The 17,926-nt window shown below is 68.1% G+C and carries 17 protein-coding genes; 1 reads left to right on the top strand and 16 read right to left on the bottom strand.

All coding sequences use genetic code 11. From position 1 onward, the window contains the following. Positions 1-134 precede the first annotated feature (134 nt). The 16 genes from ABD116_RS22620 to ABD116_RS22695 all read right to left on the bottom strand — a co-directional run bounded on the left by ABD116_RS22620 (position 135) and on the right by ABD116_RS22695 (position 17,321). Positions 135-3,005, bottom strand: coding sequence for a S8 family serine peptidase (locus tag ABD116_RS22620; protein ID WP_343973563.1), 2,871 nt, complete (start codon positions 3,003-3,005; stop codon positions 135-137). Between the two features lie 94 nt (positions 3,006-3,099). Beyond that, entirely contained in the window at positions 3,100-4,245 is a 1,146-nt protein-coding gene (locus tag ABD116_RS22625) for an MFS transporter (RefSeq protein ID WP_343973566.1), read from the bottom strand. Between the two features lie 47 nt (positions 4,246-4,292). Beyond that, complete coding sequence (locus tag ABD116_RS22630) at positions 4,293-5,105, bottom strand: Rossmann-like domain-containing protein (RefSeq protein WP_343973569.1); 813 nt, start codon at positions 5,103-5,105, stop codon at positions 4,293-4,295. After that, positions 5,102-5,860: a phytanoyl-CoA dioxygenase family protein gene (locus ABD116_RS22635; protein ID WP_343973572.1), complete on the bottom strand. Its 759-nt coding sequence runs from the start codon at positions 5,858-5,860 to the stop codon at positions 5,102-5,104. Before ABD116_RS22635 ends, ABD116_RS22630 begins: the two co-directional genes overlap by 4 nt. A 9-nt stretch (positions 5,861-5,869) precedes the next feature. Then, entirely contained in the window at positions 5,870-6,916 is a 1,047-nt protein-coding gene (locus tag ABD116_RS22640; RefSeq protein WP_343973575.1) for a pyridoxal-phosphate dependent enzyme, read from the bottom strand. Further along, on the bottom strand, positions 6,913-8,550 hold the full coding sequence (locus ABD116_RS22645) for an ABC transporter ATP-binding protein (protein ID WP_343973578.1): 1,638 nt from the start codon (positions 8,548-8,550) through the stop codon (positions 6,913-6,915). The genes ABD116_RS22640 and ABD116_RS22645 overlap by 4 nt, the downstream gene beginning before the upstream one ends. Next, a complete protein-coding gene (locus ABD116_RS22650) occupies positions 8,547-9,353 on the bottom strand; it encodes an ABC transporter permease (protein ID WP_343973581.1) in 807 nt (268 codons plus the stop codon). The genes ABD116_RS22645 and ABD116_RS22650 overlap by 4 nt, the downstream gene beginning before the upstream one ends. Then, a complete protein-coding gene (locus ABD116_RS22655) occupies positions 9,350-10,288 on the bottom strand; it encodes an ABC transporter permease (protein WP_343973585.1) in 939 nt (312 codons plus the stop codon). The genes ABD116_RS22650 and ABD116_RS22655 overlap by 4 nt, the downstream gene beginning before the upstream one ends. After that, the gene (locus ABD116_RS22660) at positions 10,289-11,827 is read right to left on the bottom strand and encodes an ABC transporter substrate-binding protein (protein ID WP_343973588.1); all 1,539 of its coding nucleotides are present in this window, start codon (positions 11,825-11,827) and stop codon (positions 10,289-10,291) included. Between the two features lie 205 nt (positions 11,828-12,032). Then, positions 12,033-12,596, bottom strand: a complete 564-nt coding sequence (locus ABD116_RS22665; protein WP_343973591.1) for an NADPH-dependent FMN reductase — start codon at positions 12,594-12,596, stop codon at positions 12,033-12,035. 84 nt (positions 12,597-12,680) lie between these two features. After that, positions 12,681-13,142 (bottom strand): MarR family winged helix-turn-helix transcriptional regulator, encoded by a 462-nt coding sequence (locus ABD116_RS22670; RefSeq protein ID WP_343973594.1) that lies wholly within the window; start codon positions 13,140-13,142, stop codon positions 12,681-12,683. A gap of 30 nt (positions 13,143-13,172) precedes the next feature. Next, positions 13,173-13,937: a copper resistance D family protein gene (locus ABD116_RS22675; RefSeq protein WP_343973597.1), complete on the bottom strand. Its 765-nt coding sequence runs from the start codon at positions 13,935-13,937 to the stop codon at positions 13,173-13,175. 353 nt (positions 13,938-14,290) lie between these two features. After that, on the bottom strand, positions 14,291-14,800 hold the full coding sequence (locus tag ABD116_RS22680; protein WP_343973600.1) for a copper resistance CopC family protein: 510 nt from the start codon (positions 14,798-14,800) through the stop codon (positions 14,291-14,293). Positions 14,801-14,802: 2 nt separating this feature from the next. Then, a complete protein-coding gene (locus ABD116_RS22685) occupies positions 14,803-15,489 on the bottom strand; it encodes a YcnI family copper-binding membrane protein (protein ID WP_343973603.1) in 687 nt (228 codons plus the stop codon). A 40-nt stretch (positions 15,490-15,529) separates the two neighbouring features. Then, a complete protein-coding gene (locus ABD116_RS22690; RefSeq protein ID WP_343973606.1) occupies positions 15,530-16,375 on the bottom strand; it encodes a hypothetical protein in 846 nt (281 codons plus the stop codon). Positions 16,376-16,478: 103 nt separating this feature from the next. Next, positions 16,479-17,321 carry an alpha/beta fold hydrolase gene (locus ABD116_RS22695; RefSeq protein WP_343973609.1) on the bottom strand — a complete coding sequence of 281 codons (843 nt, stop codon included), beginning with the start codon at positions 17,319-17,321 and terminating at the stop codon, positions 16,479-16,481. A 76-nt stretch (positions 17,322-17,397) separates the two neighbouring features. On the opposite strand from ABD116_RS22695, the gene ABD116_RS22700 reads away from it, so the two are divergent. After that, positions 17,398-17,925, top strand: a complete 528-nt coding sequence (locus tag ABD116_RS22700; RefSeq protein WP_343973612.1) for a SigE family RNA polymerase sigma factor — start codon at positions 17,398-17,400, stop codon at positions 17,923-17,925. The last annotated feature ends 1 nt before the right edge of the window (position 17,926 follow it).

Below are 17,926 nucleotides of genomic sequence, written 5' to 3' on the forward strand. Positions count from 1 at the left end.
CGGCCGGATACACCAAGGTAGGCGCTTACCTGTCCGCCATTGATGGGCTGGGCGTCCGGCAGCTGCCATCCGCAACCACGTGCGTGGAAAGAAAGCGCGCCCCGGCCGCGAGGGCCGGGGCGCGTTTGGGTGAGCTAGCTGACCTTCACGATGCGCTGCGGGCTGAGCGCCTGGGCGTGGTCTGCGTCGGCGGTGAAGAGGACGCGGTACGCGAAGGAGCCTCGGGTCGTCGGCTTGATGCCGAAGGCGTAGCCGCCGGTGGTGGTCAGTTTGACCGAGGCGATGTTCTTCCAGGTCCTGGCCGAGTAGAGCTGGAGGTAGACCAGCTTGCCGGCGTGGGCCGGGGTGACGACTCCGGAGAATCTGGCCGTCTTGCCCAGGGTGATGGCGGTCGGGGAGAGAACCGAGGTGACGGTCGGCGCGACGGCGACGTTGAGGTCGACGGTGCGGGTTCCCATCAGGTCGGCGTTACCGACGAAGACCATCGTGTAGACCGACGAGGTGGTCGGCTTGATCGCGTAGCTGACCGCACCGGTGGAGCTGGTCGTCAGCGTGGTGATCAGCTTGAGCGCCGCCACGTTCTTGGCCCGGCCGTACAGCTGGACCGGCAGGCCCGCGTACGCCTTGTTGTCGATCCGCAGCACGCTGCCCTTGAGCGTGATCGTGCCGCCGTAGTTGATCGCCGCGGCGGTCGTGGTGATGCTCGACTTGACGCCGTTGACGGCCTTCGAGGAGATCGGGCTGAGCTTGCCGCCCTTGTCCCTTACCCAGCCGGCGTACGTGTAGGTCGTCGCCGCCTTCAGCCCGGTCACCTTCACCGACGTCCCGGTGCCCGTGTAGACAGCCGTTCCGGTGTTGATGGTCGGGGCGACGCCACCGACGTTCTGCCGGATGATCACCTGATCGAGATCGGTGATGTCCGGGAGCGTCCACGCCACGTTGGCGGCCAGGTACGCCCCGGTCGCGGTGAAGGTCGGCAGCTTCGGCGGGATCAGGTCGCCGGTGCTGAACACGATCGAGAGCGGCGCCAGCGGCGTACCGGCCGTCTCCTCCACCCCGGAAATGATGATCTTGTACGCCGTTGCCTCCGGCAAAGCAGCGGCCGGGGTGATGGTCGCCTTCAGCGTCGCGGGGTCGTAGGCGACCGTCGCGGGCACGGTGGCGCCCGTCTTGCCGTTCTGCAGCATGACCGTCGCGGGGGTGACCGTCGACTCGGCGACCGGGCGAGCGAACGTCACCACCGGCGTGGTGTCCGGGGTGGCGACCGAGGACAGGTGAGCGGGCGTGACGTCCCGGATCGGGTACGCCGGCTCGGTGCTCGTCCCGCCGGAACCGGCCTCGGTCACAGACAGGCTGTACGACCGGCTGTCCCAGGACCCGTTGTTGTTGCGGACCGCGATGTAGGTCTGGCCGACGGTGGCGCTGACGTCGACGGACGCGGTCAGCGGGCCCCAGATCGGCTCCTTCGTGGTCGGGTTGATCGGCGGGAAGGCGTTGACGTCGCGACCGAGCGACTGCAGGTCGCCGTTGTAGACGTCGACCTCCGGGCCGACGTTCGCCCAGTTGCCGGTCGACTCGTCGAACCGCGCGCCGGTCACCGAGACCCGCAGGTTGCGCGCGGTCTCGGAGTTGATCGAGTACCAGTCGACGTCGCCCTCGGTGCTGATCAGCCCGGAGACGGGAGTCAGGCCGATGTGGGTGGAGCGGGACGGTTGGTCGTTGCCGTCGGCGGCACCACCGGCGAAGTCCGTCGTCGTCTTGCCGCCGAGCGCCGCGAACGCGTCGACGATGCCGGCGCCGTAGTACCGGTCGAAGCCACGCGGGCCGGCGTCACGCGACAGCGCCATCAGGCGCTGACGGATCTGGGCCGGGGTGAACGCGGGGTACTTGTTGCGGACCAGAGCCGCGATCCCGGTGACGATCGGCGCGGAGCACGACGTACCGGTGCAGTACCAGTACGGCAGGTAGTCCGGGTCCGTGAGGGCGCGCGAGCCGGTGCTGAGCAGGTGGACGCCCGGTGCCGCGACGTCGACCCAGTCACCGAACGAGCTGAAGTCGGACAGCTTGCCACGCTCGTCGGTGGCCGCGACCGCGATCACCTCAGGGTAGGAGGCCGGGTACTGCAGGACCGAGTTGCCGTCGTTGCCGGCAGCAACCACCACGACGACGCCGTTGGCGACCGCCTGCGCGATCGCGTCGTGCAGGACCGGGTCGTCCTGGTCGCTACCGAGCGACATGTTCACCACGTCGGCGCCGTGCGCGACGGCCCAGTTGAGGCCCCTGACGATGTCGGAGTCGAAACCGTTGCCCTCGAAGTCGAGCACCTTGACCGGCATCGCCTTCGCCGTCCAGGCGACACCGGAGACACCGATGGCGTTGTTGCCGGCGGCGGCGATCAGGCCGAGCGTCATCGTGCCGTGGCCTTCGTCGTCGATCGGCTGGCTGCCCGGCGAGATCGCGTTGTAGCCGGCGACGAGGCGGCCGGCCAGGTCCGGGTGACCGATGTCGACGCCGGTGTCGAGCACGGCGACGATCTGGGTGCCGGAGGTCTTCGAGAGGTCCCAGGCCTGCGGCAGCCGGACCGTGCTGGCGAAGATCGACTGGTCCTCGCCGTAGTACTCGTCGTTCGGGATGGCGGAGATGTGCCGCTTGTAGTTCAGCGAGGCCAGCTCGACGGTCGGGTCGGCCTTGACCTTCTTCAGCAGCTCGGGAGCGGGCAGCTCACCGGTGACCTCGACGGTCTCGGCCGTGACCGAGTCGTCGGTCTTGCTCTTGAACCGCGACAGCGCCGACTGCCGGGCCGCCTTGGTGGCGGACGGCTTGAACTTCACCACGACCGAGTTCGGGTCGTACTTCGGTCCGGTGGCGTCGTGCGCTGTGAACTTCGGTGTATATGGACCCGGCTGGGCCGCTTGGCTGGCGGAACCGGTGACGGCTACCAGCGTGGCTGCGACCAGGGCGGCAGGAATGCCGAGGCGCAGGAGATGGGCAGGACGGAAGGACACAGGACCCCCCCAAGGGTCTCAGAAGTGACAATGAGCCGGAGTATGGCAGAGGTACGGACCAGAACTCGCCCCGGATCCATGTCAATAGCTGCAACTAAGGCCTTACCCGTAAGGCGAGCAGGACGCCGGCCAGGGTGACGGCGCCGAAAATCAGCGCCAGGCCGGGATATCCCCCGAATCCCAGGCCGACGCCGCCCAGCGCTGCACCCAGGAAGGTGCCCATGCTCATGCCGGCGGCGTTGACGCTGAGCGCCGAGCCGCGGAGGTCGCCACTTCGGCGTACCAGGAGGGTTGTGACGCACGCCGCAACGGTGGCGTGGGCGGCGCCCATGAGGGCGGTCAGCAACAAGGTGACCGGGAGGCTCGGAGTGAAGTAGAAGGTGGAGACGGCGAGCAGGGCGGCGAGGAGGCCCAGCAGCAGGGTCTTCTCAGGGCGTACGGCTGCTACCAGGTATCGGCCGGCGAAGAGGTTGCCTAGGAAGAAGGACGCTCCGCTGAGGGACCAGACGAGGGCGAACCAACCGGGGGCGAGGTCGAACTTCTCGTCGTAGAAGGCCGCCAGGTAGGCGAGATAACCCATGAAGGCGGCCGTCCGCAGCATCGCCACCCCCAGCAGAGGTAGCGCTCCGGGGATCTTGGCCAGCGCTCGGTAGGTGGCCAAGTAACTCGTGCGCTGCGTTGCCGTCAGGGGTGATTTGCGGCCCCGGCCGCGCCAGAAGAAGGCTGCCGACAGCGTCAGCGCAATGGCGGAGGCGGCAAGTAAGTTGCCACGCCAGCCCCAGAACAGACCCGGTACTGCGAGCACCGGCGCCGCGAGCATCGCCATCATCGACGTGGTTGCCGACACCAACGTGGCTGCTCGTCCCGCAGCCGCCGGGGTCTTGAAGCGGTCCGCAGCGGCCGCGCCGATCGACGGGCCGAGGATCGAAGTCGAGGCGCCGATCAGCAGGCAGAAGGTGGCCAGCGCGAAGACGTTGCCGATGGCACCCAGCGCGGCCGAGATCCCCAGCAGCGCCAGACCGCCGGCAGCCACCAGTTCCCTGGCGAAGCGGTCGATGAGCGGTGCGAGCGCGATGCCAACGATGAGGGCTGCGAGGCCTCCGAGTCCCCGCAGTCCGCCGATCTCGGCGACGCTCCCGTCCGCGGCCGCCGCGATCGGCACCAGGTACATGCCGAAGACGGTGAACGGGATCAGGCTGACCGTGGAGGCGAGCAGGAACGGCCACAGCCGTTTCGCCATCCGCCAGTCGCCCGGCACTTCTCCTGTCCTGCGAACTTCAGTGGTGCTCACGGCGTCTGTGGTCCGTTCTGGCGGTAGCGGTAGAGGGAGGTCGGGCGGGCGCTGAACTGGGAGAAGGGGAAGGGCTCCGCGGACAGGGCGGTGACGCCGGCGCCGAGGAAGGCGCGGGCGACGGCGCTGCCGGTCTGAGCATAGATGGCCAGCGGCTTCGATTGCTCTAGGCAACTATCGAGCAGAGTGTCGAAACTCCCGTTGCTCAAGGTCATTCCGGTCGCCACGACGGCGTCGGCGGCATCGATAACCGCCGTCATGTCGCGGGAAACAGGGAGTCCGGACGCGGTCTCCCGGAGGTTGAAATCGCAGGGCAGACAGGTGCCGCCCAGAGCGGTGATCGCGTCGACCAGCGGGTTGACCACGCCGATCAGCGCGACCTTCGAGCCTTCGGCGACTTCGAGCAGGCCGGCTACGGCGGCGTCGCGGGCCCGGGCACGGACGTCCGGCGTACCGGCGGGAAGGATGACTTCTTCGGCCTGGGCTGACAGGTGGTGGGGCTCGACGGCGGCCAGGTACGCATCCAGCGCGGCGATCCGGACCGGAAGGGGGCCGTCGGCAAGCAAATCGGACAGGGGCCGGCCGGAGGCGTCGGCGCAGTAGTCGGGATCGACCTCGCCGGCCTCGAAGGAGCAGGCGCCGAAGACCTCGCCGACCCGCAGGAGGACGTAGTAGTTGCGGTAGGTGACGTCTGCGCCGGGGAGCCTGGTCGTGTGGTGGAGCCAGAAGGCGCTGGTCACGCTCAGGGACGATGGAGCAGGTCCGTGTGATCCGGCGAGGACGGCGGCGGTGAGTGCGGCGACGGTCATGGCAGATTCCTCAGCTTCTCGGCGTCGTAGGTCAGGGCGGACAACTCAGGACGGCCTGCAGGCTGGAAGCAGTACAGCAACGACCTGCGATCGGAGGCGGTCCGATTGGGGGCGGACCGGTGCACCATCAACCCCGGGAACATCAGCACGGAGCCGGCCGGGGCCGTGACGGTCACCGTTGTCGCTGGATCCACCGTCGAGGGATCCACGAGTAAACCCGTCGGATCGCGCGGATCCCTTGGCGCCGGGCCGTTGCGCTGGCTGCCCGGAACCAGGGTCATCGCGCCGTTTGACGTGGTGTTGTCGTCGAGCATCACGATCGCCGTCGCGATCTCGTACGCCGCGTCGCCGGCGCAGCAGTACCAGTACGGGAAGTCCTGGTGCCAGGCGAACTCCGAGCCGACGCCGGCCCGCTTGAAGTTCAGCTTCGACACGAACGGGCCGACCTGCTTGCCGATCAGCTCCGCCATCGGCTTCGTGAGCCTCGGCTCGGTCCACAACGCGATGAGCGCCGGATGCAGGTGAGCGACCGGCGCGAGGCTCCGGACAGCCTTGCCAGATGCGTCCGGTTCCCAGTGGATCGTCGTGCCGCGGATCTCCTCCAGGCGATGACCGTCCGGCCAGATCGTCACCTTCGTCTGACCGGACTCGGCGGCCGACACCACTTCGGCGTGCACCTGCTCGGCCGCGTCCCGCAGCCGGCCGACTTCCGTTGCCGTGAACAACTCCGGCAACACCAGGTACCCCGCATCCATGGCAGCACTCTAATGCGACGGTGTCGCAGATGGGAATTCGCGGCGCTCGGCCCAGGCCGATTGGCGCCGGTCCCAGGACATGGCTGACCAGGGGACGGCGAGCTCGTCGAGCGAGTCGATCTCGCGCGGGCGCATGGTGTCCATCGGGCGCGCCTCGGCGTACCGGGAAAAAGCGGACTCGACGTACCGGGTGCCGGTGTCGGCGGCCAGGAAGACGTGCGTGCGGCTGCTGTCGCAGTTGTGTTCCCACAGTGCGGACAGGTACGCCGCGCCCGCGGACAGCCCGGCGAAGACCCCGCTCGTCCGCAGCAGATCCACGGCCGCCGACATCGCGTAGTCGAAGGAGACCCAGTGCAGCCGGTCGTACAGCTCGTGCCGCACGTTGCGGAACTCGATCGAGCTGCCGATCCCCGCGATGATCATCTCCGGATCCTGCGTATGCCCGGCGCCGAACGTGATGCTCCCGAACGGCTGCACGCCGACCAGGTTGACGTCCCGCCCGCGATCCCGCAGGAATGCCGCGATCGCGCCGGTCGACGCGCCCGTGCCGACTCCCCCGACGAGACACAGCGGGCCGGCCGGCACCAGCTCGGCGACGAGATCCGCGACTGCGCCGTACCCGAGGTAGTGGATGTCGTCGTGGTACTGCTGCATCCAGTGGTACGACGGGTTGTCGCGCAGGATCTCCCCGATCCGGCGGACCCGGAGGTTCTGGTCCAGCTGCAGGTTGTTGGACGACGGCACCTGCTCGACGGTCGCGCCGAGGATCTCGAGCTGGATCTTCAGCGTCCGGTCGACCGTTGTGGAGCCGACGATGTGGCACTTCATCCCGTACCTGTGACAGGCAAGCGCCAGGGCGTGTGCGTAGATCCCGCTGGAGCTGTCGATCAGGGTGTCGCCCGGCCGGACCGCGCCCGTCTCCAGCAGGTGGCGTACGGCGCCCAGCGCGGAGTACACCTTCATCGTCTCGAACCGCAGGCAGATCAGGTCCTTGCCGACACGGATCGGGTCCGGGTCCTTGATCGCCTCCGCCAGGTGATCGTGCAGTTGCTTCATCGGTGCGGTTCGCTCCTCGTGTCGGCACTACTGGTCAGCACGGGCGGAGGCTCTGGGGGTCGATGCCCGATCCGGGCGGCCCTCACCAGCCGCTGGGTCAGTTCGGTGTCGGGCTTGGTCATGACGGTGGCCGGCGGGCCTTGTTCGACCACGCGGCCGGCGTCCAGCACCAGGACGTGATCGGATACTTGGGCGACCAGGCCGAGGTCGTGGCTGATCCAGACGAGGGCTGTGCCTTGCGTCTTCAGCTCGTTGAGTAGCTCGACGACCAGGCTGGTGCCGTGTTCGTCGAGGGCTGTGGTGATCTCGTCGCAGATGAGTACTTCGGGGTGGGCGAGCAGCGCTCTTGCCAGGGCTGCTCGCTGGAGTTCTCCGCCGGAGAGGCGGCTTGGCGGTCTGGCTGCCGTGTGGGCAGAGACGCCTAGACGGGCGAGGGTTGCTACGGCCTCCGCCCTTGCTTTCGACGGCGTGACGCCGCGGAGGCGGATCGCGGTGCGGGCTACTTGTTCGTCGACGAGTCGGCGCTCGTCGAAGGAGCCGCGGACTTCCTGCCAGACGTATTGGACTTGGCGGGTCTGGTCGGGGGTGCGCTTGCGTAGTACGGGGAGGTCTTCGCCGGCGAGGGTGATGCGGCCGGCGTGACGTTCGTGGAGGCCGGCGAGGCAGCGGGCGAGGGTGGTCTTGCCGCTGCCGGACCGACCGACGACGCCGACGCAGCCACCGGGCGGCACGGCGAGATCGACCTCCTGCAGGATGGGGTCGCGGCCGCGGGTACGCAGCGACGCGGAGATATTCATTGCCTGGAGCAACGGCTCGATTCGTTGCTGGGTTCCCTTTGTTGCTGGAAGTTGTGTTGCGGTTGGAAGAACATCACCGACCACCCGCCCGGCGTCGAGCACGACGACCCGGTGAGCCAGCGCCCGGACCAGCTCGAGATCATGACTCAGCAGCAAAATCCCCAACCCCGCGGCCGCCAGCTCCTTCAACTCCTCAACAAGCTGCAGCCTCGTGATCGAGTCCAGCCCAGTGCTCGGCTCGTCCAGCACCAGCACCTTCGGTCGGCAGGTCAACGCCTGAGCGAGCGCAACCCGCTGCCGCTGCCCACCCGAAAACTGATGCGGAAACCGCCGCAGCGTGGCTCTGTCGGAAGGCAACTGAGCACCCCTCAGCGCCTCACCCACCACCTCTTCCCCAGGATGATGAAGCTTGCCCAGCTCATTCAGACCGGCCCCGATCCGCCGAGCCGGATTGAGCGCACTCCCCGGATGCTGAGGCATATAAGCCACCACCCGCCCCCGCACCCCCACCGCAGCACCCGCCACGCCATTGCTGTCGACAACCAGTCGCCCATCAACCTCCACCGATCCACTCAAAGTCACCCCCTCGCTGTGCTCCCCCAGCAGAGCCAGAGCAGAGGTCGTCTTGCCCGACCCTGATGCACCGACGAGTGCCGTAACCTCGCCCGCCCACACCGCGAAGTCGACACCGTCGACGAGGATGGCCCCGCCAGCCACCGCCGACAGCCCGACGACCTCGACCACAGGACGCTGCCGCTCGAGCCCGCTCGCGCCCCGGCGGCGGCCGTCCGGCTCACTCTCCACTCCACCGCGGTCGGCCCGCTCCACCCCTTTCATCGGGTTGCCTTGGCCAGGCTTCTGGTGCGGTGGACCACCCGATCGGCCAGCAGGTTGAAGCCCAACGTGAACGAGACCAGCAGGAGCGCCGGAGCCAGCACGGCCCAGGGCTGCAGCAGCAAACCCTCGCGGTTGCGGGAGACGCTTACTGCCCAGTCGGGGGCGGTTGGGCTCAGGCCCAGGCCCAGGAAGTTGACTGAGGCGACCAGGAAGACGGCGAGGGTGATTCGGGTGCCGATGTCGGCGGCGACCGGGCCGAGCACCGCCCGGCCGACGTACCCGAAGTGGATGCCGGCCCAGCTCTCCCGCTGCATCCGCAGTGCTTCGACCACCGGACCGCTCGCCGCATCTAGCGCCGCCGCCCGCACCAACCGCGCCACAGTGGGCACATTCACCGCGGCAACCGCCAACGTGATGGCCAGCGGCGACGCCCGCCACCCCACTGCGACCACGCTGATCACCAGCAGCGAAGGCAATGGCAGCAGCACATCCAGCGGCCGGATCAACAGCTCGTCAACCCAGCGGTGCCTGGTCGATGCGGCGACGAGCCCGATCAGCCCACCAAGGACATAAGCGATCAGCACAGCGCCCAGCGCCATCCCCAGCGCCGTCCGCCCGCCCACCAACAGCAACCCGAAGACATCTCGCCCAAGACCATCAGTCCCGAGCAGCCCCGTGCCCTCATAAGGCAGCCCGGCTTTCGCCGTCACGTCGACGAGTGGCCCGAAGACAGCCACCAGCAACGGCACCAGCACGAGCAGCGCGGAGACGGCGAGCGGCGTACGGGATCGAAGCGCTCTCATCGCAGCAACTCCGTCCGCGGTACCAACCGGTTGCAGACGAGGTCAGCACCAAGGTTGATCAACAATGCCGCCACCGCCAGCACCAAGGTCAGTCCCTGGACAACAGGCACATCCCGCGTCTCCACCCCATCAACCAACGCGGTAGCAAACCCAGGGATCGCAAAGATCGCCTCCACCACCAACACCCCGCCCAGCAAGGTGTCCCCGGTCCGCGCCAGCTCCTGCACCCCAGGAACAGCCGCATTAGGCAACACATGCCTGAGCAGCAACCGCCGCCGCGGCACCCCTAACCGCCGAGCCTGTACGACGTACTCCGCGTGCAACGCGTTGATCGTCCCCGCCCGCACCTGCCGCGAAAGCAAGCAAACCGTCCGCCCGAGCAACACAGCAACCGGCAGCACCAACAACACAGGCGACGCCACCAGTGACCCACCAACCCAGGTCGCCGGCAGCCACCCAAGCTTCAGCGAAAACAAGGCAACCAGCACGACAGCGATCACGAAGTCAGGAATCGCACTCAACGCCAGCGTGATCGACGTGATCGTCCGATCCAGCCGCCCGTTCTCCCGTGTCCCCATCAAGATGCCGAGGGCAACGGCCAGCGGTACCACCACAACCAGCGTGGCAACCGTGAGCACCAACGTCGCCCCCACCGATGCCTTCACGATGTCCAGCACCGGCCCGCCACTGATCAGCGAAGTACCGAGATCGCCGCTCAGCACATTGCCGAACCAGTGCACGAACCGCTCGAGCGCAGGCTGATCCAGCCCGAGCTGTTCCCGCAACCGCGCAACCTGCTCAGGCGTCAGCGTCTCGGTGAAGCGCATGTCCGCGGCGTCCCCCGGCAGCAACGCGGTGAGCACGAAGACGAGGACGGAGAGAACGGCCAGCTGGACGATCGCCAATGCAGCCCGCTGGGCGGCATACGACCGCATTCAGGCCAGCCACACCTTGTCGAACCGGCCCGAGTCCAAGGTGTTCGGCGGGACCGCCTGGACACCCTGCACCTTGGCCGAGACGGCGACCAGGAAGTCCGGGTGCCCCCACGCGAGGATGCCGCCCTGGTCCCGCAACGTCTTCTGCAGTTCCCCGTACTTCGCCGCGCGCGCCGCCTCGTCCGTCTGCACCTGCGCCGCTGCGAACGCGGCGTCGAAGGCCGGCCGACGCCAATGCGTCACGTTGAACGGCGACTTCGACAGCAACCGATCGGTGACGTACTGCGGGATCGGCATCGCCCCCGACCGATGACTGCCGATCGCGCCCTTGGTGAGCAGGTCCTTGGCATAGGTCTGCGCCGAGCCGGTGGTCACCTTGAGCTTCACGCCCGCCTCGCCGACCTGCTCCGCGAACAGCGTCGCCGCCTCGACGAAGCCCGCCGAGGCGTCGGAGGTGAAGATCTCGACCTCCTTGTTCAGTAGGCCGGCCTTCTTGAGCAGCGCCTTCGCCTCATCCACGTTGCGCTCGCGCTGCGGCAGATCGGCCGGGTAGTACTGGAATCCCTTGCCGAACAAGTCATTGCCCACGACCCCACGACCGGCGAGGACGACATCCACCAGCCGCTGCCGATCCGCGAGCAGCTTGAAGGCCATCCGTACGTCGGGATTGTCGAACGGCGGCTGATCCACCTTCATCACGAACGCCTGCGTCGTACTGCCCTTGGCCGCGACGATCTTGACCGTCTTGCCGGCCTCGGCGGTCCGCGCGAAGGTCGCGGTCATCTCGTTCGCGTACTCCGCCTGTCCGCCCTGCAGCGCATTGGCCCGCGCCTCGGCGTCGGCGGACAGGATCTGCAGCTCCTCGATCTTCGCCGCGCCGTCCCAGTAGTCGTCGTACCGGTTGGCCACCAGGGACCGGCCCGCCTCGAAGGAGACGAACTTGAAGGCGCCGGTACCGACGGGCTTGGCCGGGTCCTTGAAACCGTCCCGGACGATCTGCGTGCCGATGCCGGCCAGCAAGGCGGGGAACTCGGCGTTCGGCGCGGTCAGGACAAGCTCGACCGTCCGCTTGCCGATCGCCTTGCACCGCTTGAGATCGAGCGCCGCGAGCGAGGACTGGGCGACGCGTTCGGGGGTGTTCGGGTCGGCGATCCGGGCGAGGCTGTAGAGGACGTCCTCACTGGTCAACTGCTTGCCGTCGTGGAAGGTGGCATCTCGCAACGTGAACCGCCAGGTCGCCGCCTGCGCGTCTGGCTCCCACTTCTCCGCCAGCCGTGGCAACGGTTTCAGGTCCGGCCCGAGCTCGACCAGCTTCTCGTAGATCGCCTTGTGGCGGGCGATGTCGACGAACAGGCTCTGCACGTGCGGATCGAGCACCTCTTTGGCGCCGCCACCGGCGAACACCGCCCGCAACCGCCCGCCGGCCTTCGGTCCAGCCACCGATCCGCTAGCGCCGCCGGACCCGCAACCGGCCACCACGGCCAGCCCCAGACCACCGGCCAAGCCGAGAAATCCCCGCCTGTTCAGAGCATCGGACATCCGCATTTCCTTCACGGTGAGGGGGCCCCGACGAGGAGTGGTCGCCGGCTCGAATCCTGCCGTTAATGAAAATAGTTGTCAAATTCAGGCGCATCTGAACGGACCCTCATCATTCTTCCGGCACACTCCCCCACCCCGTCGCCCGTGACGGCGTGTCACCGCGCACGGACGCCGGGTACTGGGAGTTACTACCGGTTCGCCAGGGTCAGGCGGCGGTGCGGACGGTCGTCAGGGCGTTGCTCCAGGAGACGACCTGGTCGAGCAGGGTGGTGACTTCGGCGACGTGGTACTCGGCCGGGGTGAACTCGCTGAAGTTCTTGAAGTCGGTCATCAGCGAGAGGGCGACCTGGGCGCGGACGGTGGCGACCTTGAGCTCAGCCATCACCAGGCGAAGGTGCTCGACGGCGCGGGTGCCGCCGGCCGAGCCGTAGCTGACGAAGCCGGCCGCCTTGTCGTTCCACTCGGCGAAGAGGAAGTCGATGGCGTTCTTCAGCGCGCCGGAGGTGGAGTGGTTGTACTCGGGGGTGACGAAGACGTAGCCGTCGAACGAGCCGATCTTCTCGGCCCACGGGAACGTGTGCGGCTGGGAGTACTGGCCGGCCGCCGGCGGGATCGCCTCGTCCAGGTGCGGCAGCTTGAAGTCGGCGATGTCGACGAGCTCGAACTCGGCGTCGCTGCGCTGCTTCGCGATGTCGAGCACCCACTTGGCCACGGCCTCGCCGTTGCGGCCCGGGCGGGTGCTGCCGAGGATGATCGCGATCTTGGGCATGTTCTTCCTAACGCTGTGGGGTCTTGTTTTGGTGACGCATCACCAAAAGTAGCAGATTTAGATGACGCGTCAACCTAAGGGGTTTCAGCAGTCCGCGGCGGGGAGGTCGGCGAGGACGCGGTCGAGCATCTTGGTGAGCTGTTCCTGCTCCTCGCGGGTCAGCTTCTCCAGGAAGTGGGTCCGGACGGCGTCGACATGATCGGGCGCGGCGGCCTCGATCGCGGCCCGGCCGGCCGCGGTGATCCGGACCATCGAGCCGCGGGCGTCGGACTCGCACTCCTCGCGGACCACCAGGCCGCGCTTCTCCATCCGGCTGACCTGGTGCGACAGCCGGCTGCGCTCCCAGCCGATCGAGCGGCCGAGGTCGCGCGTGCGCAGTACGCCGGCTTCGGAGCTGGACAGCGGGTGGAGCAGGGCGTAGTCCGCGCCGGACAGGCCGGAGGCGATCAGGCGGGCCTCGAGCGTCGCGGTCAGCTCGCGATAGGCGTCACGGTAGGTCTGCCACAGATGCGACTCCCGCGCATCGAGCCACCGTGTCTGCGTCATCCACCTATCCTACGTGCTTCTGTTGACATGTCACGGTGTGCGCGACAACGCCACGGCGAGTCCTACCGTGCCGGCCATCACGAGGAGTTCGACCGCCGCCAGGCGCCAGAATGCTGCAGGCTCGTTGGCGGCGAGGGCGGGGAGCGTCGCTTGGCGATGGCGCCGGCCGATGTAGACGAGTACGGCGAAGGCGATCGCCTTGGCGAAGACGAGAGCGCCGTAGCCGGTGGTCACCCACTGGGTGATGAGCCCGAAGCCGTCCTCGCGGCCGCCGAGATGGATCTCGGCGGTGAGCAGTCCGGTGGCGCCGATCGTCAGCGCGCAGACGAGGGCGAGCCGGCTGAACTTCTCGATTGCCGCCTGCTGATCACGGCCGTACCGGATCAGCGAGCCGAGCCCGCCGATCCACGCGGTCGCGCAGAACACGTGCACCACGAGGGAGGCGGTGGCAAGCACCGACCAGAAGGCAGTCCGCTCGATCGCGCCATGTCCGGTGAGCAACGGGCCCGTGAGGGCGGCGGCCGTCAGCAGCAAGGCCACCTGCGCGGTACGGACGGTACGAGCACCAGAGAGCACCACAGCCAGTACCGCCGTCAGCACCACCGCAACAGCAAGCGCCCGCACTTGGTTGACCCCGCCGGCATCGCCGGCCCGAGCCCCCAGCTCCGAAAGTGGCACCCCAAGAATCACCGAAGCAGTAACCAGCAACCCCCCAACGCTGGCCACAGCCCAAACCCCAGCCGCCACCGCCGCATCCTGGCAGGCGCGCAGGCCCTGCGGGCCAAGCTGCTGCACGCGGCGCACCGCCTCGCCCCGCGCGATTCCGCCCTGCGCCTCCCCGCCTCGGACGCTTCCAGCCCGCGGCAGCCCCCGCCCGCTTCCGCTCTGCGGTTCGCTGGCGTTTGTTGCTGGGAGCAACCATGCGGCAGCCAGCACAGCGCCACCGGTGGCGATTGCGGATAGGTCGGCGAGGACTCGTAGTACGGGGACTGCCCATGCCACAGGCCGGCCTGCGCCCGCGAGCCCTGGGGGTAACGGCTTAGGAGCACCTCCCCCGGCTAGGAGTGCCACGACCACGACCACGAACGCAGCCGCGACGACTCCCAACCCCAGCAGCTTCCCCGACACCCGAGGCGCCGTCTCGACGCTCATTGCGGCGCGGGCCGGCGGCGTACGATCACGATCGCCAGCGCCACAACCACCAGCATCACAAGGCCCATCGCGACGATCACCACGACATTCGAGCTGCTCTCCGACGTCGGCGGTTTCGCGGCAACCGGAACCGCCGGATGACCCGCATGGGTGATCTTGAAGCTCCCGCCGACCGTGATCGGGTGACCGTCGGCCGAGACGATCCGCGCGACGACGGTGTACTCACCGACATCGACCAGCCCGTCCACAGGTTGGGTGACGGTGTTGTCGATCACCTTGATCTCGCCGGCGGAGACATTCGTGCCCTTCGGCGACGTGACCTGGACCTCGGCGCCGGTACTTCCGACCGGCTCGTTGAAGGTCAGCACCACCTGCGTCGGCGGCGCCGCCTGGGTCGAACCGTCGGCCGGCGTCATCGAATCGAGTTTGGCGTGCGCCGCCGCCGTCCCGGTGGAGAACACCAGGACGAGCAGCGAAGCACCCAGCAGAGCGAACAGGCGACGCACGATTACGGCGTCACCTTCCGCGTCCGGCCGGCGCGCAGCCCGAGGCCGAGTCCGACCAGGCCGAGCAGTAGCCCGGCCCCGCCGAGCACGCGGGCGAGCGTGTCCGACGAACCGCCCTTGTCCTCCGTGGTGGCGGCGACCGGCGTGATCGCGGTGGCGAGCTTCAGCGACGGCGCCGGGTGTTCCGGCTTGTCCGAGGCGTCCTTGGCGACCTGTTGCCACTTGACCACCTCCCCATCGCTGTAAGTCTGTACCGCCGGGAAGTCGAGCGAGTCGACGCCCTCGGGCAGCTTGCCGACCGACAGCCCGAACTCGTCGAAGTCGTTCGGCGGTACGCCGCCGGCCTGCGCGGTCCAGGTGATGGTGGTGATCGCCTCGGTCAGCGTCACGTCGCCGACCTTGACCGCCTGCGGCAGCTTCTCGGTCGTCTTCACCACCTTCCACCCGTCCTTCACCTGCGCGCCGACATGGGCGAACGGGTGATCCTTCGGCAGCGTGACGACCAGCTTGGTGGTACTCGCCGTGTCGGACTCACTCGGCACCCGGAACACGAGCTTGGCGTACCCACCAGGCTTCGCGTCCGGCGACGAGACGGTCACATGGGCAGACGCCGAGCCGGCAGCACCGACCAGGACGAGCGCGGTCGCCGCGGTGATCGCGGCAGCACGCAGGACAAGACTCTTGGGCATGACTGGAAACCCTCTCTAGGGCAACGGTTCTGGGGGCGGATCAGTAAGAAGCTGCAAGAACTCCGCACCCAGGCGGCCCCCGCCGCGAAACCCCAGAAACCAACCACCGCTGAGTAAGTCGCGGCACCTCCGGTACGCCGACCAGCACTGCACCGACACCGGGCACTGCAACCGGCATAGCCGGCACCTGCGGCACCAGCCGAGCCAGAATCCCAGCCACCCGGTGCACCCACCGATGAGCCTGGGTAACCAGCGCAACCCCCACCAGCAACACGAACAGGTGCGCCGCCGACATGCTCACCACGCCAGCAAGCCCACTGTGCATAGCCCCTGCCATGTCACCAGGCGCAGCGCTGACCAGCCCGTCGGACGCGGAGTGAGCGACGCCGCCAGAGGCGGCATCAACCAGGCCGCCGGAGGCAGCGCTCGCCAAGCTGCCGGAGCCGACGGCCGCCGAGGCGTCGACCCCAGGCATCGCCATCCCGGCCATGTCATGCATCCCAGCCATCCCGGCCATGTCGTGCATCGAGCTGTGGCCCATGGCCGCGTGGTCCATGGCCGCGTGGCCGACGGCTCCGGGCTCCAGCGCCGCGCGCTGCGCCGTGCCGTCCGTCGAACCGGCCGCCGCCGTGGCGATGGACGTGGGGGCGCGGTGGCTGGCCTCCAAAGCTAGGTGGGTGATCAGTTGGAGGGCGCCGAGAAAGCCGAACGACAGCCAGCGGCGGCCGGCCACCTGCTCACCGAGGGACCAGCCGAGGGCTGCCAGTGCGATGAGTTGTGGGAGTGCTGCGAGGGAGATGGTGCCGCCCGCGACGGCGTGGCCGGCTGCCGCGACAGCGACGCTGAGCGTCGCGATGGCGGAAGTCGCACTCGTCTCGGCACGCAAACCCGGTCACCTTCGTCATTCGCAGTGATGGCAGCGTGACCGACGGTGGGCGGGCCGCGCTCCAGACAACTCTACGAGTGGACGGGGGCCGGTGGTTCCCGTCTCAGTGTGCCGCTGCGAAACGTAGTACGGACCCGAAGAACCGCTCCGGCTCCTCCAGATGCCCGAAGTGCCCGGAATCGGCCAGTACGACGAGCTCCGACCCCGCGATCCCGTCGTGCAACTGCCGCGCGAACTTCTCCCCACAGATGAAGTCGTACGCACCGACGATCACCAGCACCGGCGCCGTGATCTCGCCCAGCCGATCGCGCACATCCCACAACGCGGGCTGCCGCTGCGGATCGATCGTGATGTCCATCGTCGGGAACCACGAGGTCAGCCGTGGCGAGATCTCCTCGAAGTCCTTGAAGTAGACCGGCAGCAACCGCCGCAGATTGTCGAGATGCGCCTCCCGGCTGTCCGGCAGCTCCGAGTCCTCATCCCAAGCCGCCTGTACCTGAGCCGCCAACGCATCCCCGGCCGGCCGTCGAGCCACGTACGCCGCCAGCTGCCGTCCAGCCTCCTCGCCAAGCTCCGGCCCGTTGAACGCCATCCCGTCGTACACGATCACCCCACGCAAGAGCTCGGGATAATCCAACGCGAACTGCAGCGCCACGAACCCACCATGCGAGTGCCCGAGGAAGAACACCTTCTCCTCGCCGAGCTGCCGCGCCACCTGCGCGGCGTAGTACGCGTACTTCGGCATGCTGTAGTCGCCATCAGGCAACAGATCCGACGCACCCGTCCCCACCGGCTCGATGTAAACCATCGTCAGCTGCTGCTCGAGCTCCGGCATCCGCAGATACCCGTAGTGAATCCCCGGCCCACCCGAGTGCACCAGACACACCGGCCCCGCCCCCGCGACGTGATAGCTGACCTTCACACCATCGACGCTCAGTTCTGACATGTCGCCAGTTTGCCCGACCATGCAACCGATTCACCGCCCGGCACGTTTGTAAGCCGACCGCTAGAGAGAGGTGACCGTGAGAAGCGAGGCTGAAGCCGAGTACGTCGACTTCGCGACCCACCACGCCGGCCGACTCTGCAATACCGCCTACCTACTGTGCGGAGACTGGCGGCGCGCCGAGGACGCGACCCAGGAGGCGCTGCTCAGGCTGTACCGGAACTGGCCGCGACTCCGACGCAAGGGCGCCATCGGCGCCTATGCCCGCAAGGTGGTCGTCTCGACCACGCTGGAGGGGCTGCGGCGCCGGTCGAGTACCGAGGTGGTGGGCGGCGAGACCTACTTCGCCTCCAAGGCCGACCCGTCCGACCCGGTCGGCCTGCTGGAGAGCCGGCTGCTGATCGTCGAGGCACTCGCCGAACTCCCTCCGCGCCAGCGCGCCTGCGTGGTGCTCAGGTACTTCGACGAGCTCTCCGTCGACGAGACGGCCGAAGCGCTCGGCTGCAGCACGGGAACGGTCAAGAGCCAGACCTTCCGCGCGCTGGACAAACTCCGCCTCAATCCAGCCCTTGCCGACCTCAGCGATTTCGCCGGAATGGGAGGTTGAG

Origin of the sequence: Kribbella koreensis (assembly GCF_039525325.1) — a bacterium.
Classification (GTDB): Bacteria; Actinomycetota; Actinomycetes; order Propionibacteriales; family Kribbellaceae; genus Kribbella; species Kribbella koreensis.

Bases quoted from the DNA above. Each gene is read 5' to 3' on its own strand.
- ABD116_RS22685 (WP_343973603.1), bottom strand. From the start codon at position 15,489: ATGCCCAAGAGTCTTGTCCTGCGTGCTGCCGCGATCACCGCGGCGACC.
- ABD116_RS22670 (WP_343973594.1), bottom strand. From the start codon at position 13,142: ATGACGCAGACACGGTGGCTCGATGCGCGGGAGTCGCATCTGTGGCAG.
- ABD116_RS22625 (WP_343973566.1), bottom strand. From the start codon at position 4,245: ATGGCGAAACGGCTGTGGCCGTTCCTGCTCGCCTCCACGGTCAGCCTG.
- ABD116_RS22640 (WP_343973575.1), bottom strand. From the start codon at position 6,916: ATGAAGCAACTGCACGATCACCTGGCGGAGGCGATCAAGGACCCGGAC.
- ABD116_RS22630 (WP_343973569.1), bottom strand. From the start codon at position 5,105: ATGACCGTCGCCGCACTCACCGCCGCCGTCCTCGCCGGATCACACGGA.
- ABD116_RS22635 (WP_343973572.1), bottom strand. From the start codon at position 5,860: ATGGATGCGGGGTACCTGGTGTTGCCGGAGTTGTTCACGGCAACGGAA.
- ABD116_RS22650 (WP_343973581.1), bottom strand. From the start codon at position 9,353: ATGAGAGCGCTTCGATCCCGTACGCCGCTCGCCGTCTCCGCGCTGCTC.
- ABD116_RS22660 (WP_343973588.1), bottom strand. From the start codon at position 11,827: ATGTCCGATGCTCTGAACAGGCGGGGATTTCTCGGCTTGGCCGGTGGT.
- ABD116_RS22695 (WP_343973609.1), bottom strand. From the start codon at position 17,321: ATGTCAGAACTGAGCGTCGATGGTGTGAAGGTCAGCTATCACGTCGCG.
- ABD116_RS22665 (WP_343973591.1), bottom strand. From the start codon at position 12,596: ATGCCCAAGATCGCGATCATCCTCGGCAGCACCCGCCCGGGCCGCAAC.
- ABD116_RS22645 (WP_343973578.1), bottom strand. From the start codon at position 8,550: ATGAAAGGGGTGGAGCGGGCCGACCGCGGTGGAGTGGAGAGTGAGCCG.
- ABD116_RS22655 (WP_343973585.1), bottom strand. From the start codon at position 10,288: ATGCGGTCGTATGCCGCCCAGCGGGCTGCATTGGCGATCGTCCAGCTG.